Here is a 15355-nt window from a genome sequence, read left to right as displayed (position 1 = left end):
GAAAATCGGAGCCTCAAGACTAGCGGCAAATCCATCGAATAAAAGCAGAAAATCCTGCTTTGAAACATCGACTGACAAGATAGATCAGCTCTGAAACATGCGTTCCAGAGCCTGAAAACGACAATGCCGGCTTACGCCGGCATTGCATCGATCGTAGCGACTTCGATCAGAATGGCAGCCAGGACAGCACGCCTTTCTTCTCGCTCTTGCCGCCGCCCGGATTGTCGCTGGCGGCCGGCTTGTTCTGGGCCACGGCGCTGCCTTCGATCACCGGAGTCTTGCCGGCGTACAGGTCGCGAACCTGGCTGGCAGCACGCTTGCCGCTGCGCAGGGCGCCTTCGATGGTGCCTGGATAGAGCGCGTCGGTATGTTCGCCAGCGAAAGCCACGCGGGACACCGGGGTCTCCCACACACGCCAGAAGCGGCTGATCTGGCCCGGACCATAGGCCAGGTAGGAACCACCCGTACCGGCGTCGATGCTGTAGCGACGCATTTCGTAGCCGTCGTAGGCACCGCGCATCTTCGGGTAGTACTTGTTCATGCGGATCAGCACCTGCTCGGAGAGCTGGCGGTCACCGAAGGCCTGCATCACGCGGGCGTTGTCGCCAGACAGGTTGATCAGCACGTTTGCGCCGCCCTTGGTCGCAGGCTCGACCCAGATCATGCCCAGGCCCTGGTCGCTGTAGATCTCGCCGGACAGGCGAGTCTTGTCGTCCCACACCGGGCGCTTGAACTTCATCAGGATCTGGTCGCGCCAGCCGTAGTTGGTGCCCTTGAGCGCCGCCAGTTGCTTCTCGTTCAGGCCCGGAGTCAGGGTGATGTTGCCCAGTGCGCGCAGCGGCACGGCCAGCACCAGGTAGTCGGCGCTGTAGCCGGTAGGACCGACCTTGACGGTCACGCCGTCCTTGTCCTGGCTGATGGAGGTGACCTTGGCGTTGGTCTTGATGGTCTTGATCTGCTTGACGAAGGCCTGCGCCAGAACCTGGCTGCCACCGGGCAGACGCGCCGCGCGCAGGTCACGGTCGTCGACGCCACGGTATACGCGGCCCTGCTGGGCGAGGTAGAGCAGCGACAGGCGCGACGGCTCGTCGTAGTGCGAACGGATGCGCTGGTTGACCAGCAGGCGCGCGGTCGGCGACAGGTTCAGCTTGTCCAGCCAGCGCGCGGCGGTGAGCTGGTCGAGAGCGAACAGGGTCTTGTTAGCCAGCGGGTTGAGCGGATCGTCGATGGAGGCGGACAACTCGTTCAGGGACTTCTCGAAGCGCTCCAGATCGGCGGCCACGGCTGGCATCTTCTGCTTCAGGTCGCTGCTGGAGTAGTAGACGCCGTCGATCAGGTAGCTGGGCGTGCGCACGAAATCCGGCGCCGGAACGGCCGTGACCTTCAGCGTGTTCAGGTAGGCATTGAGCGTTGGCTGGGCCTTGCTGTTGCCGATCCACTCACTGGTGGCCAGGCCCGAACGGCCACCTACCTGCGGCTTGGCTTCGAGCAGGGTGACCTGCCAGCCGCCCTGCTGCAGCTCATAGGCCGCGGAAAGGCCCGCCAGCCCGCCGCCGACCACGATGGCCGTTGGCTGTTTGTCCTTGCCCAGCGCAACTGCACTGAACACCCCCAGAGTAAGCAGCGCCGCGGCGCGCAGCCATCCCATCTTCATCGCCAGGTCCCCAACCGAAATGGTGCAAAGGCGCGCAGCATACGCCAGCGCCCGAAGGCCGACCAGACGTCTCCGTCGGCTGCGCGAAGCATGTGTCCCGGAGCGGGTCCTTGTTCATCTGAAGTGCATTGCATAGGCTTGCGCGACCATAGAAGTCGCCAGTATGACCAGGAGAACCCAATGGGCCTTAATGCCGAGTGGATGCAGCGCGACCTCAGCGTACTCTGGCACCCCTGCACCCAGATGAAAGACCACGAGCGCCTGCCGGTGATCCCGATCCGCCGGGGCGAAGGCATCTGGCTGGAGGACTTCGAGGGCAAGCGCTACCTCGACGCCGTCAGCTCCTGGTGGGTCAACGTGTTCGGCCACGCCAATCCGCGCATCAACCAGCGCATCAAGGACCAAGTCGACCAACTGGAACACGTCATCCTGGCCGGCTTCAGCCATGCGCCGGTCATCGAGCTGTCCGAGCGCCTGGTGCGCCTCACCCCGGAAGGGCTGACGCGGGTGTTCTACGCCGACAGCGGCTCGGCCGGCATCGAAGTGGCGCTGAAGATGAGCTACCACTACTGGCAGAACCTCGGGCAACCGGACAAGAAGCGCTTCATCACCTTGACCAACAGCTATCACGGCGAAACCGTGGCAGCGATGTCGGTGGGCGACGTGGCACTGTTCACCGAGACCTACAAGTCGCTGCTGATGGACACCATCAAGGTGCCGACCCCGGACTGCTACCTGCGCCCCGACGGCGTGACCTGGGAAGAGCACTCGCGGACGATGTTCGCCGAGATGGAACAGGCCCTGGAACGCCACCATAAGGAAGTCGCCGCGGTGATCGTAGAACCCCTGGTACAGGGCGCCGGCGGCATGCGCATGTACCATCCGGTCTACCTCAAGCTGCTGCGCGAAGCGTGCGACCGCTATGGCGTGCACCTGATCCACGACGAGATCGCCGTTGGCTTCGGTCGTACCGGCACGATGTTCGCCTGCGAGCAGGCCGCCATCACCCCGGACTTCCTGGTGCTGTCAAAGGCGCTCACCGGCGGCTACCTGGCGATGAGCGCGGTACTCACCACCGAGAACGTCTACCAGGCCTTCTACGACGACTACTCCACCCTGCGCGCTTTCCTCCACTCGCACACCTACACCGGCAACCCGTTGGCGTGTGCCGCCGCCCTGGCGACGCTGGACATCTTCGAGCAGGACAATGTGATCGAGGCCAACAAGACCCTTGCCGCGCGCATGGCCAGCGCCACCGAGCACCTGGCCGACCATCCGCATGTTTCGGAAATCCGCCAGACCGGCATGATCCTCGCCATCGAGATGGTCCAAGACAAAGCCGGCAAGACCGCCTACCCGTGGCAGGAGCGGCGTGGCCTGAAGGTCTTCCAGCACGGCCTTGAACGCGGCGCGCTGCTGCGCCCGCTGGGCAGCGTGGTGTACTTCCTGCCGCCGTACATCATCACCCCGGAGCAGATCGACTTCCTGGCCGAGGTCGCCAGCGAAGGCATCGACATCGCCACCCGCGATGCGGTCAGCGTCGCGGTCAGCGATTTCCACCCGGACCACCGCGATCCGGGCTGATCGGCTACAAGCGGCAGGCCGAAAGCTTTAAGCTTGCCGCTTTCCCCCTTCTTGTCCGACACCACCATGCGCCTCTCCCGTTTCTTCATCGACGCCCCGCTCTCCCTCGGCCAGCACGAGCTGCCCGAAGCCCAGGCCCACTACATCGGCCGCGTGCTGCGCCACACAACGGGTGACGCCGTGCAACTGTTCGACGGCTCGGGCCGCGAGTACCTGGGCGAACTGATCGAAGTGGGCAAGAAGAACGTGCGCGTGGAGCTGCGCGAAGCTCTCGACGGCCAGCCGGAATCGCCGTTGCGCGTTCACCTTGGCCAAGGGCTGTCCCGCGGCGAACGAATGGACTGGGCGATCCAGAAAGCCACCGAGCTGGGCGCCAGCGAGATCACCCCGATCGTCAGCGAGCGCTGCGAAGTCCGCCTGAAGGACGAACGCGCCGACAAGCGCATGGCCCATTGGCGCCAGGTCGCGATCAGCGCCTGCGAGCAGTGCGGCCGCTCGGTGCTACCGGTGCTCAACGCGCCTGTCACTCTGGCGGAGTGGCTGGAAAGCTGCGACGCGCAGCTCAAGCTGGTGCTGCATCCGGTGGCCGAACCGCTGACCAGCCATGACAAACCGTCCAGCCTGGCCTTCCTGATCGGCCCGGAAGGCGGCCTGAGCGACGCCGAAGTGGAGCAGGCCAAAGGCGCTGGCTTCCATGCCGCCAGGCTTGGCCCGCGAGTGCTGCGCACCGAGACAGCGCCGGTCGTCGCGCTGAGCGTGGCCCAGCAGCTTTGGGGCGATTTCTAGCGCTTTGCGCAGAGTGGGCGGGACAAGCCCCGTCCACCACACATCTCAGACTCCGCGCAGAGCCAGCCCCGCCAGCACCAACAGGACCAAGCCGCACAGCGCGTGGCTGACGCGATGCCAGCGCGGCGAAGCATTACGCCGCAGCCAGTCCACCAGCGCGGCGCAGAAAAAGCAGCAGAGCACCGATGCAGTCATGAAGCCGGCGAAGAACACCAGCGAATCGGCCAGGGTCGGCACTCCAGCAACAAGGCCGCTCAAGGCACCGCCGAGCGCACCCCAGTAGACGATATTCTTCGGATTCGACAACGACAGCATGGCCCCGGAGGCAAAGGCCCCGGCGTTATGCTCGCCGGCATCGCCCTCCTCCACCACACCGACGCGCCGCGCATCGCGCAGGCTCTGCACGCCCAGCCAGGCCAGGTAGGCGGCGCTGGCCAGCGTCAGCGGCAGACGCAAGGTCTCATGACCGAGCAAGAGCGCCAGTCCGGTCAGGCCGATCAACGCCCAGACCGCATCGCCGATCAGCGAGCCGAACTGCACCAGCAACGCAGGGCGAAATCCTCCTTTCAGGCCACGCCGCAGCGTTTCGGCCAGCACGGCACCGGGAGAGAGGCAGAACACGATGCCGAACAGCAGCGCGGCGAAAAACAAGGTCAACATGGGAACAGGCTCCTGGCGGAAAGCGGGACCGCAGCAGTATCCGCCGGACGGCGCCGATGCACTTGAACCCGATTGCGCTGCTCAACCGAGAGCGCGTTGGTAGCTACCCGGCGAGAGCCCGTAGGCGGCGCGGAAATGCCGGTTGAGGTGGCTCTGATCGGCGAAGCCCAGCACATGGGCGACCTCGGTAGCCGGCAAGCCGACTCGCAGCAGCGACTGGGCGCGGCGCGTACGCAATTGCATCGCCCATTGCCGGGGGCTGAGCCCGACCCGACGCTGGAAGCTGCGCAGCAGGTGAAACTTGGAGAGCCCAAGGTGTGCCGCCATCTCGTCCAGGCTGGGTTGGCGTGCGAGGTCAGCCGCCAGCCACTCCTGCAATTCGGCGATCCGGCCATCCGCCGCATCGGCCTGCCGCGGCAGCCGCACACCCATCGCCTGCGCCACCTCGGCCAGCAACAGGGTCAGGCGTTCCTCGCCGCGCTGCCGGACGAAGCCATCGCCACACAGGACTCGCTCCACCGCATCCGCCATCGCCACCGCCAGCGCAGGCAGGCGCTCGGCCGGACGCTCGAACTCCACTCGCGCCACCCCGAGCGCCGCAGCCAGCGGCTCCGGTGCGACATACAGGCTGACGAACTGCCAGGGCTGGCCGTCGGCAACGCCGCCGCCCTGGATTTGTCCGGGGTTATAGCTGGTGAGCGTGCCGGGGCCGGCCTCGAAACTGCGCCCGTCGAGCCACACCCGCTCTTCGCCGCGCAGGTTGGCGCTGATCACGAATTCGTCGTGGCTATGGCGCTCGAAGGCATGGCCGCCCAGCGTCGCGCTCGCCACCTCGAAGCCGGGATGGTCACCCAACTGGGCGAGGCGCATGCCGGACATCGGCAGGCTCAGATCAGGCCGGAGTCGGCCAGCATCTGCTCCAATGCGACCAGATCTGGAATTCGCGCCTGCTCATCGCCCAGGTTCACCGCATCCAGCTCCAGCGGCGCCAGGGGCGCATCGGCGCGCTGCAGATCGGCACCGACCTTCAGCGAGCGCGGAATACCCTGCACCAGCAGGGCGAGGAATTTGACGTTGGCCCGCCCGCCGAGGGCGTTGAGCACCAGTACGCGGGCCCCCGCGCTGACCTGTGCCTGACCGCCGGAAGCAGCCTCGAAGGACAGCAGCGGCAGGCGCAGATCGCGCCAGGCCACCTGGCCCAGATACCAGGACGGCAACCCGGCGACCGGTTGCGGGGCGCGATAGGTGATCAGTTCGGCCACAGCCACGTTGGGCAGCAACAGGTTGCGGTCAGCCAGCGGCACCAGCAGGCCGGTCAGACTGCTCGGCGCGGCATTGGCTGGCGCGGCGCTCTGGCCGCTTTCCTTGGCCACGGGAAGATCACTCATCGAACCACTCCGCTCGGTAGGGTCTGTATTCGTTCTGGCGCAAGCCGCCCGCTGCGACCAGGCCCGCCGGGCCAGATACAGGGCGCAGGCAATGGTAGCGCCCCTGGCGAGTCGTGCAATGGCGCACGGACCAGATGGCCGCGCGCGCAGGAGGCTGGCCGGCTTGTGCCCGGTAGCGGGCGGACGGCTGGATATCAGGTCGCATCGGCCGCCGCGTACTGCGCCGCCAGGTGATTGACCAGCGCCGCCGCCAATTCGCGCGGATCGCCAGACAGCGTGCTGTAGCCGCCCTCGCGCAGGCTGTCGGGCATACTCGAACAGGCGCAACTGTCGGCGCGCTGGGTCCAGATTTCCGCGCCTTGTCGGCGCACGTAAGCCGCCGCCGCGCTGCCATCGCTGCACATGCCGCTGAAGACGATCACACCGCAGCGGCTACCATACTGCTGGGCCAGGTTGAGCATCATCTGATCGATTGACGGACTGTAAGGCTCCGGCCAGGCGCGATCATGCACGCACATCCGCGCGTCACTAGCGAAACCCAGCTCCTGGCTGATCGGCACCACCACGACCTCACCGCAACGTACCGCGTCGCCGTTGCGCACGGTGTTCACATGCCATTGGCTGTGTCGGCCAACGGCCTGGGGCAGATTCGCCTCGAAAGAAGGATCGATGTGCTGCGCGTAGAGGAAGCCAACCGGCAACCCGCCTGGCAACGCATCGAGGAATGTCTTGACCGCCGCCGGCCCTCCCAGCGACGCCGCCAGCAGCCAGACCTGCGCGGCCGGCTCGCCAGCCTTCAGTGGCGATGCCGCAAGATCGTCCGGCAAGGCCACGCGGGGCGGGCGCTGGGCTTCATCCAGCAAGGCAGCGAGGCTGCGGCCGACCCCGGCGCTGGGGTCGCCCACCAGTTTGCGCAGCTTGGACACCAGACGCCGCTCCCAGCGTGGATAGTGCTCGGAATGCCGCTCCGGCGCATGCCCCTCGCCAAACAGCACGGGCACCCGCGACTGCTCCAGCAGGTCATCCACCAGCGGCGAGTCTTCCTGCTGAGCGAGATCCACCAGCCACAGGTCGGTTTCGCAGGCTTCCAGTTGCTCAACGTCCAGGCGCGCCGGGTCCGCGTTGAGCACTACCTGGTAACCGTGGCCGGCCAGCGCCTGCTGCAGCACATGGCGCTGCAGCGAGGTGTCGGCGATCACCGCGATACGCGGCGTATGCAGCTCAGACATGGGCTTTGACCAGCCGAGTGATACTGTCGAGCAGTTCCGACTCCTGATACGGCTTGCCAAGGTACTGGTTCACCCCGATGGCCAGGGCGCGATCGCGGTGCTTCTCGCCGGTGCGCGACGTAATCATGATGATCGGCAGGTCCTTGAGCTGTTCGTCGTGGCGCACAAGGGTCGCCACCTCGAAACCGTCCATGCGCGGCATCTCGATGTCCAGCAGCATGATATCGGGCTTGTGCTCCTGCAACTGGGCGATGGCGTCCACTCCGTCCTTGGCCGTGAGAACGTTCATGCCGTTGCGCTCCAGCAGACGGCTGGTGACCTTGCGCACGGTGACCGAGTCGTCCACCACCATGACCAGGGTAGGGCGCTGGTGCTCGATTTCCGCGGCGGACGGGCCAGCCAGCTGGCGGCGCGGTTGCGCTTGCAGGGCAGTTGCGTGGCGCACACGGATGGTTGCCAGCAAGTCGAGAATCACCACCACGCGGCCATCCCCGAGGATGGTCGCGCCGGAAATCCCGCTGACCCCGGCGAATTGCGCTCCGAGGCTCTTCACCACGATTTCGCGGGAGCCTGCTAGGGCATCCACCTGCACCGCCACGGCATGTTCCGCCGAGCGCACCAGGATCACCGGCAACGGCAGCGACTGGCCCACCAGCTTCGGATGCTGGCCGTTGTTGAGCAGGTCACCGAGGTACTTCAGTTCGTAGCTCTGACCGGCGTACTCGAAGTGCGGCGACGCGCCGCCTTCGGCCGCGGCCTGTTCATAGAGCGCTTCCAGCTCGTACGGGGAAACCCGGACGATACCTTCGATGGTGTTCAGCGGCAGCGCGTAGAGGTCTTCGCCGGAAAGCACCATCAGCGCGCGGTTCACCGACACGGTGAACGGCAGGCGGATGTTGAAGTGCGTGCCCTCACCCACCGTCGAATGAATGCTGATCGAGCCGCCCAGTTGCTTCACTTCCGACGCCGCGACGTCCATGCCGACGCCCCGGCCGGAAATCTGCGTGACCTTCTCGGCGGTACTGAAGCCCGCTTCGAGGATGAACTGCAGCACTTCATGGTCGGTAAGGTCGCTGTCGGCGGTCATCATCCCGCGCTCGATTGCCTTGCGCCGCACAGCGTCCAGGCGTACGCCGCCGCCGTCGTCGGCCAGGGTCAGCAGGATATCGCCACCTTCGCGGCCAAGGGTCAGGCGAATGGTGCCGGCCTCGGGCTTGCCGGCCAGGCGACGCGCCTCGCCGGACTCGATGCCGTGGTCCACGGCGTTGCGCAGCATATGCTCCAGCGGCGCGACGATGCGTTCGAGAACGGTCCGGTCCATTTCGCCTTCGGCATTGCTGACCACGAACTCGACCTGCTTGCCCAGTTCGTTGGCCACCTGCCGCACGATGCGGCGCAGACGCGGCACCAGGCGGTCGAACGGCACCATGCGGGTGCGCATCAGACCTTCCTGCAGTTCTGTGTTGACTCGCGCCTGCTGGAGCAGCAGCGTTTCCGCGTCGCGGTTCTTCGCCGCCAGGGTTTCCTTCAGGTCGAACAAGTCCGACGCCGACTCGAACAGCGCGCGAGAGAGCTGCTGCAACTGCGAGTAGCGGTCCATTTCCAGGGGGTCGAAATCTTCATAGCCGGCACGCTCTGCGTCGGCCTGGTGACGCGAGAGAATCTGCGCCTGGGTCTCGGTATCGAGACGGCGCAACTGGTCGCGCACACGCTCGATGGTGGCATCCATTTCCGACAGCGTCGAACCAACGTCGCTTACCTGCTGCTCGACGCGCCCCCTGAAGATAGAGGTCTCGCCCGCGAGGTTGACCAGGCCCTCGAGCAGTTGCGCCGGCACCTTGACCAGTTCCTGCGGTGCCCGGCGGGATGCCGCTTCCTGGGCCGCTTCCTGAGCGCGCACAACGAACGGCAGGACTACCGGCACATCGAGCCGCGGCGGCTCGACGGCAGCCATGATCGCCTCGGGCAGCGCTGGCAGCGATTGCGCCTCGGGTTGAACCGCCTCCGGCTCCTGGCTGTCGGCTTCGGCCTCGCCCAGGTGCTGGCGCAGTTGATCGACCTCAGCCTGCAGCCCCTCGAAACCGGACTGCACATCCAGCAGCAGACTTTCCGGCCAGGGCGCACCCTGCTGCTGGGCCTCGGACAGATGTTGCTCCAGATCGTGAGCGAGATCGCCCAGACCGCCCTGGCCGGCCAGCCGCGCTCCGCCCTTGAGGGTGTGAAGAATGCGCAGCAGCTCGTCCAGCGAGCCGTTTTCTCGCTCGCCATCCCAGCGGCCCAGCGCCTGCTCCATGTTTTCGAGGAGGTCATCGGCCTCTTCGAGGAAGATGTCGAGGATGTCTGCTTCCGGCCCATCCGGCAGCGTCGGCTCTACGCTCACCGACTGCAGGCTGACGCTAGTAGGAGTGCTCAGTTGTTCGTCGGGGTTTGCGCGAAATCGGCGGATCGCCTCGATCAGCGAGTCGCCCTCCGGAATCCGGCTGTGCCCCTGGACGGCCTCGAGCATTTCCGCCAGACGGTCGTGGCAGCGTTGCAGCAGTTCGTACAGGGCCGGACTGGCGCGCAGGCGACCGCCGCACAGGCCCTCGTAGAGGAACTCCAGCTCATGGGCGAGATCGCCGATGGGGCGGATCTCCGCCATTCGCGCACCGCCCTTGAGGGTGTGCAGGTCACGCTGCAGCGCTTCCAGCTCGACACTGTTGTCGACGTTCTCCATCCAGCGCTGCAAGGCGCCGGAGGAGCTTTCGAGGATATCGAAACCTTCCTCGAGGAAAATTTCCACCAGTTCCGGGTCGCGCTCGTCGTCGAACTCATAACCGGCATCGGCCGCCGGTTCGGCCTGCGGCGCGGACTGCGGCGGTTCGGCGATCTCGGCCTCGGCTTCGTCGAGGAAGGACTGCAGGTCGATTTCCGGCAACGCGGCCGGTTCCTCGGTCTCGGAAACCACAGGCTCCGCTGCGCCTTCAATCGGCTCGTCCAGCTCCGGCTCGGCGGGCAGCTCAAGCTCGATCTCTTGCTCGACGTGCTGCCCGACAGCCGGCGCACATCCGGATTCCGCTTCGGCTTCCTGCGGCGCCTGCGCCAACGCCGAGGTCAGCCCGGCGGCGGGGTTCTGCCGAAATGTGCGGATGGTCTGTACCAGGTCGGCAGGATCGGTCAGCGCCTGCCCGGCCTGTAGCTGGTCGAGCTGGGTCGCCAGGCGGTCGTGACAGGTACGCAGCAGGTTGCCCAGCGCCGGGGTATGGTGGAAACGATGATCCAGCAGCCCTTCGTAGAGCGACTCCAGCTCGTGGGAGAGATCACCGATCTCCCGAATTTCCGCCATGCGCGCGCCACCCTTGAGGGTGTGCAGATCACGCTGCAGGGTCGACAGCGCAGCCAGCCCTTCCGGCGACTGCAGCCACTGGTCGAGCGCCTGCCCAGCGTTATCCAGAATATCGACCGCCTCTTCGAGGAAGATCGCGACCATTTCCTCATCCAGAGCCCGGGGCGGGTGCTGTGTCGAGAGATGCGCGTGCGGGTCCTCGGCGGTGATCACTTCGTCGTCGTCAGGCTTGGGCGCCTGCAAGCCAGCATCCGCGCGGGGCGACCAGTCCAGTCCTTCGGGCAGGTCGTCTTCAGCCACCGGACGGCTATCCAGAAGGAACTCTTCACTCTCGGCCGGGAAGTCGTCGGCAGTCAGGCTTTCGAGGTCGACGTAGTTCTGTTCCGGCACCTCAGCCGGCGGCTCGACAGCGGACTCCAGCAGCTTACGCAGCGCTTCGACCTGCTCCGGGCGCGCGCTAACCTGCAGTGCCGCAGCCACCTGGTCCATCATGCCGATCAGCGCCTCGTGGGCGTCTTCGGCGGCGCTGAAGAAAGCATCGCCCACATCCAGGCGGCCATCCTGCACGGCGCCATAGGCCGCCAGCAGCGCATCGGCCAGCTCGGCCATCTGCGGCAGCTCGGCCATTTGCGCACCACGCCCCAGCGCTTCGAGTTCGGCATACAGGGCGCTCAGTTCCTGGCGCTCCTGCGGATGCTCACGCCAGCGCCGCAGCAGATCCTCGGCATCCAGCAGAATGTCCATGCCCTCGGCCAGGAACACGCCGATCATCTGCGGGTCGCTCGCGCCATCGCCGCTATCGCCGCGGCGCTTGGCCTCGGCAGCCTCCAGGCGCTCCTGGTGGACTTGGGCGATGCGCAGCAGCAACTCGTCGCTGCCTTCGATGGGAGCCAGCGGGCGGCCTTCCACCAACTGATCGAGCCCTGTGCGGAACAGACGCTCGGCGCCGTGCAGCAACTCGGCTTCGCGCAGATCGATCTGCAGCAGGTTGGTCTTGAATTCCTTCATCAGCCGCTCGAGCGGCGTGGCAATCTCGGCGATCGGCAGGATACCGGCCATGTGCGCACTGCCTTTGAGCGTGTGCAGGGCGCGTTGCAGATCGTCGGTCACCGGCTGCGGCAACTGCTGCGCGCAGTCGGCGAGGAAGCCCACCAGGGTTTCCAGATGGGTTTCCGCCTCGTTGCGGAAGATCTCCAGCAATTGTGGATCGAGGCTCTCGCCCTCCGCTTCGTCAGCCAGCGGGGCGGCAGGTGTCTCGGCAACTTCTTCAGCGGCCGCAGCAACTTCCTCCGGCTGCCCGCCACCGGGCGGCGGGACCGGCTGCCCCTTGGCCAGCGCGTGTGCGGTGGCGGCCAGGCGGTCGACATCGTCACGCTGGCGTTGGGCGTTGACGGCGAATTCTTCGACCAGTTCGGGCATCAGCGCAACCACGTCCTGCACAACCTGCAGCACAGCGGGAGACACGCTGATGCTGCGATCGAGCACGCGGTTGAGCAGGTTTTCGATGGACCAGGCCAGCTCGCCGATCACCAGGGCACGAACCATTCGGCCACTACCCTTGAGGGTGTGGAAGGCGCGCCGAATTTCGGTCAAAGCCTCGCGGTCGTCGACGTTGGCCATCCAGTTCGGCAGGTAGGTGCCGATGGTTTCCAGAACTTCGCCGGCCTCTTCGATGAAGACCTCGCGCAGTTCATCGTCCACCGGCTCCTCGTCGGCTGGCGGCGGCAGCAGGCTGGGTGGTACATCCTGGGCGGGCGGGTTGATCGCCTGGGCAGGCGCCGCCATCACTTCGGCGAGCGACATCGGCCTTTCGATGGGTTCGGCGACCGGCTCCACCACGGGGGGCGGGCCTGGCAGCTCGACCTCCGGCAGATCCAGGTCGGCGATATCCAGCTCTTCCCAACCCTGCGCCTCTGCCAGCGGTTCGTCGGCGAGCGACTGTGCGTCCAGTTCCAGCGGCGCATCGAGACTGAAATCGACACCTTCCGCCACGGCGGAGGTCGCGGGCAGTTCGCCGAGTGTCCAGTTGTCATCGCTGACCAGCGGTTGCTCGGCTGCGGGCAGCTCGGGCTCCCAACGGAGGTCGTCGCCGGCAACGGGCACGCCCGACGCCGGGTCGATGGCGGTGGATGCTTCATCCAGCTCCAGCGGCGACAGCGCAGGCTGTTCGGTTGCCGGAAGCTCGGGCTCCCAGCTCAATTCATCGCTGGCCACTGGCTCGATGGCAGTGAATGCCTCATCCAGTTCCTGCGATGGCGTCGTGGGCTGCTCCTGTGGCAGTTGCAGGTCGCGGTCGAGCCAGTCCTGTTCGGCGACCGGCGCGGCCAGGTCCCAACTCAGTTCGTCGGCAGGCGGCTGGGCGGCGGGAGACTCACCCGGCACGGCATCCGGATCGAGCGATTCCCACAGGTTTTCACTGGCAGGTGCCGGCTCGGCAAGGCTGTCCAGTTCCCAGGCAGGCTCACCCGGTTCCTGCGGAGTCACGGCGTCCACCACAAAGGGTTCCAGTGGCGCATCGAGATTGAAATCGCTCGTCGCAGCTGGCTGGGCAGGTTCGGCGCCACTCGCCAGCCGGGAGTCGGCGGCCTGCGGCGCTGCCGGCTCGCTGGCCGCGGACAGGTCGAAGTCCCAGTTGCTAACGTCGGCCTGCGGCTGACTGGCGGCCGGAGCGGCTTCGAGTTCGTCGAGCGACCAGACGCCAAGGTCGGCGGCCGGCTCGTTGGGCTGCAGGCCGGAGTCCAGCTCCAGCGCTTCGAAGGCCGGGGCCGGCGCGTCGGCGAGGCTCAGGTCGTCGAGGGTCTGCAGGCTGCCGAAGTCTTCCACCGGAGCGAAAGGTTGCGCTTGTGCAGTGGTATCGACGATATCGCCCGGCGATAGGGCGGATTCGCCGGCCTCCTGGGCGGCGATCGGCCCGGGCGCAGCAGCGTCCGGTTGCTCGCTGTCGCCGAGCACATCGATCTCATCCAGTGGGTTGGCCAGGGGTGTCGGAGACTGCGGCTCGATGGCATCGAGGATAGAGGGGCGCGGCTTGAGGGAATAGCCGAGGCTCTCCAGGCTGTCCTCGGCAACGTCGAGAATCAGGTCGCCCTGGGTGCCGTGGTCTTCGGCCAGTCGCTCGAGGTAGTACTCGACGCCGGTGATGGCGTCGGCCAGGGTGTCGAGGCTGTGCCAGTCCGGCACTGCCTGGCGCACCAGCAGTTGTTCCTGGATATAGCGGTTGCAGGCTTCCAGCAGTTTGGCCGCACGCTCCTGGGAGATCATCGCCAGGCCGCCACGCACCTGCGTGAGCAGCTCCGGCACGCGGGCCAGGTGTTCGTGATTCCACTGCGAGGCGATGAACTCGATGATCGCGTCCTTGGCCAATTCAAGGCCATTACGCGCTTCCTTGATCACCACCTGGTGGATCTGGTCGACATCGGTGGTGGGCAGAACGCTCTCTTCGCTACCCGGCTCGTCGCTCGGGCCAACCATGCCGGCCAGGGTCGCTTCGACGTACAGCAGGGCGCCGGCCACGTCCATCAGGGTCGCGTCGCTCGGCTCGCGCTGGCCGCGCGCGAGGGCGCCAACCACATCGATCTGGTCGAGGATGACCTTGCGCGGCTGGCCGAAGCCCAGTACGGCGAGGGTATCGGCGATCTGCTTGAGCGGCGCGAGCAGACCTTCCAGCTCGCTGACCACACTGCGGTCGCTGCGCACGAAGAGGTCAAGGCTGTCCTTGACCCGCACCAGTTCCTCGCACAGCGCGCCAACCACGGAGCGCATGGCGTCGCGGTCGGGGCCAGCCAGGCGGGCACGCTCCTCGTCGACCACTGCCTCGCCCGGCAGGGCGTCGTCCAGGCGGTATTCGTCCTTCACCGCGCGCACGCGCGGCGACTGGTCGGAGGCCTTGGCCACGTAGAACAGCAGGTTCTTGATCAGTTCGTCCGGCGCAGGCTCGTTCATCGCGTCGGCACCCTGGTCCACCAGGCGCTTCAGCTCACGGTCGACCTGGCGCAGCAGGTTACGCATGGAGGTGCCGTTGGCGATGCTGCCGTTGGCGAGCCCTTCGATGGCCGCCGAGGCGATCACCCACAGGCGCCCGAGCGGGGCGTCCTTGCAGAGGGATTCCAGGCGCGCGAAGACTCGCGCCATGTAACCAAGGTTGGTTGCCAGGTCCTGGTTGCGGATCACACCTACCAGAGCGACCTGGAGCATCTGCCGGAGCTTGCGCAGCAGCGCCGGCAGTTCGGCGGTGCGCAAGCGAGCCAGGGCATCTACCGGCAGGACCGGCGACTGGCGGGACAAGTCGGGGGAGAACAGGCTGGTTTCCGACAGCAGCTTCTCGCCACGGGTCGTGCGCAAATCGTTGAGCAGCGGCAGCACGACCATCGGCAGGTCGCGACGAGCGCTCTGGATGCGGTCCAGGTATACCGGAAGCTGGAGGATCGCCTGCATCAGCACTTCCAGGGCCTCGCCCTGGCTGGTGACGCGGTTGTCGATCAACGCCTGGGTCAGGTGCTCCATTTCTTCGGCGAGCAACGCTGCGCCGTAGAACTCCACCATCTGCAGGGTTCCCCGCACCTGATGGACATACGCCAGGCAAAAGCCCATCCGCGTCGGATCCTGAGGATTCTCGACGTACGATTCGAGGGCCTGCCGCGCCTGCTTGAGCGTTTCGGCAATCTCGCCTTTTACCCATTCCAGGGCGACATAGTCGTGCCGATCACCCATAGCCACTCCACTCATGTGT

8 protein-coding genes are annotated in these 15355 nt (G+C 66.2%); 2 read left to right on the top strand and 6 right to left on the bottom strand.

What is annotated here, in order from left to right; all coding sequences use genetic code 11:
• Positions 1-166: 166 nt before the first annotated feature.
• Positions 167-1654 (bottom strand): flavin monoamine oxidase family protein, encoded by a 1488-nt coding sequence (locus OU419_RS02330; protein WP_254470086.1) that lies wholly within the window; start codon positions 1652-1654, stop codon positions 167-169.
• Positions 1655-1834: 180 nt separating this feature from the next.
• Between OU419_RS02330 and OU419_RS02325 the strand changes: the two genes are divergently transcribed.
• Entirely contained in the window at positions 1835-3238 is a 1404-nt protein-coding gene (locus OU419_RS02325; protein ID WP_254470085.1) for an adenosylmethionine--8-amino-7-oxononanoate transaminase, read from the top strand.
• A 66-nt stretch (positions 3239-3304) separates the two neighbouring features.
• Positions 3305-4024 (top strand): 16S rRNA (uracil(1498)-N(3))-methyltransferase, encoded by a 720-nt coding sequence (locus tag OU419_RS02320; protein WP_254470084.1) that lies wholly within the window; start codon positions 3305-3307, stop codon positions 4022-4024.
• 45 nt (positions 4025-4069) lie between these two features.
• Here OU419_RS02320 and OU419_RS02315 read toward each other — a convergent pair whose 3' ends face one another.
• The 5 genes from OU419_RS02315 to OU419_RS02295 all read right to left on the bottom strand — a co-directional run bounded on the left by OU419_RS02315 (position 4070) and on the right by OU419_RS02295 (position 15336).
• On the bottom strand, positions 4070-4684 hold the full coding sequence (locus tag OU419_RS02315) for a LysE family transporter (RefSeq protein ID WP_254470083.1): 615 nt from the start codon (positions 4682-4684) through the stop codon (positions 4070-4072).
• 81 nt (positions 4685-4765) lie between these two features.
• On the bottom strand, positions 4766-5563 hold the full coding sequence (locus OU419_RS02310; RefSeq protein WP_254470082.1) for an AraC family transcriptional regulator: 798 nt from the start codon (positions 5561-5563) through the stop codon (positions 4766-4768).
• Positions 5564-5571: 8 nt separating this feature from the next.
• Positions 5572-6072 carry a chemotaxis protein CheW gene (locus OU419_RS02305; protein WP_254470081.1) on the bottom strand — a complete coding sequence of 167 codons (501 nt, stop codon included), beginning with the start codon at positions 6070-6072 and terminating at the stop codon, positions 5572-5574.
• A 194-nt stretch (positions 6073-6266) separates the two neighbouring features.
• Entirely contained in the window at positions 6267-7301 is a 1035-nt protein-coding gene (locus OU419_RS02300; protein ID WP_254470080.1) for a chemotaxis protein CheB, read from the bottom strand.
• Positions 7294-15336 (bottom strand): hybrid sensor histidine kinase/response regulator, encoded by an 8043-nt coding sequence (locus OU419_RS02295; RefSeq protein ID WP_254470079.1) that lies wholly within the window; start codon positions 15334-15336, stop codon positions 7294-7296. Before OU419_RS02295 ends, OU419_RS02300 begins: the two co-directional genes overlap by 8 nt.
• Positions 15337-15355: the final 19 nt, after the last annotated feature.

This window comes from Pseudomonas triclosanedens, from assembly GCF_026686735.1.
Lineage (GTDB): Bacteria > Pseudomonadota > Gammaproteobacteria > Pseudomonadales > Pseudomonadaceae > Pseudomonas > Pseudomonas triclosanedens.
The sequence above is the reverse complement of the archived record's forward strand: the minus strand, read 5'-3'. Positions and strand labels throughout refer to the sequence as shown.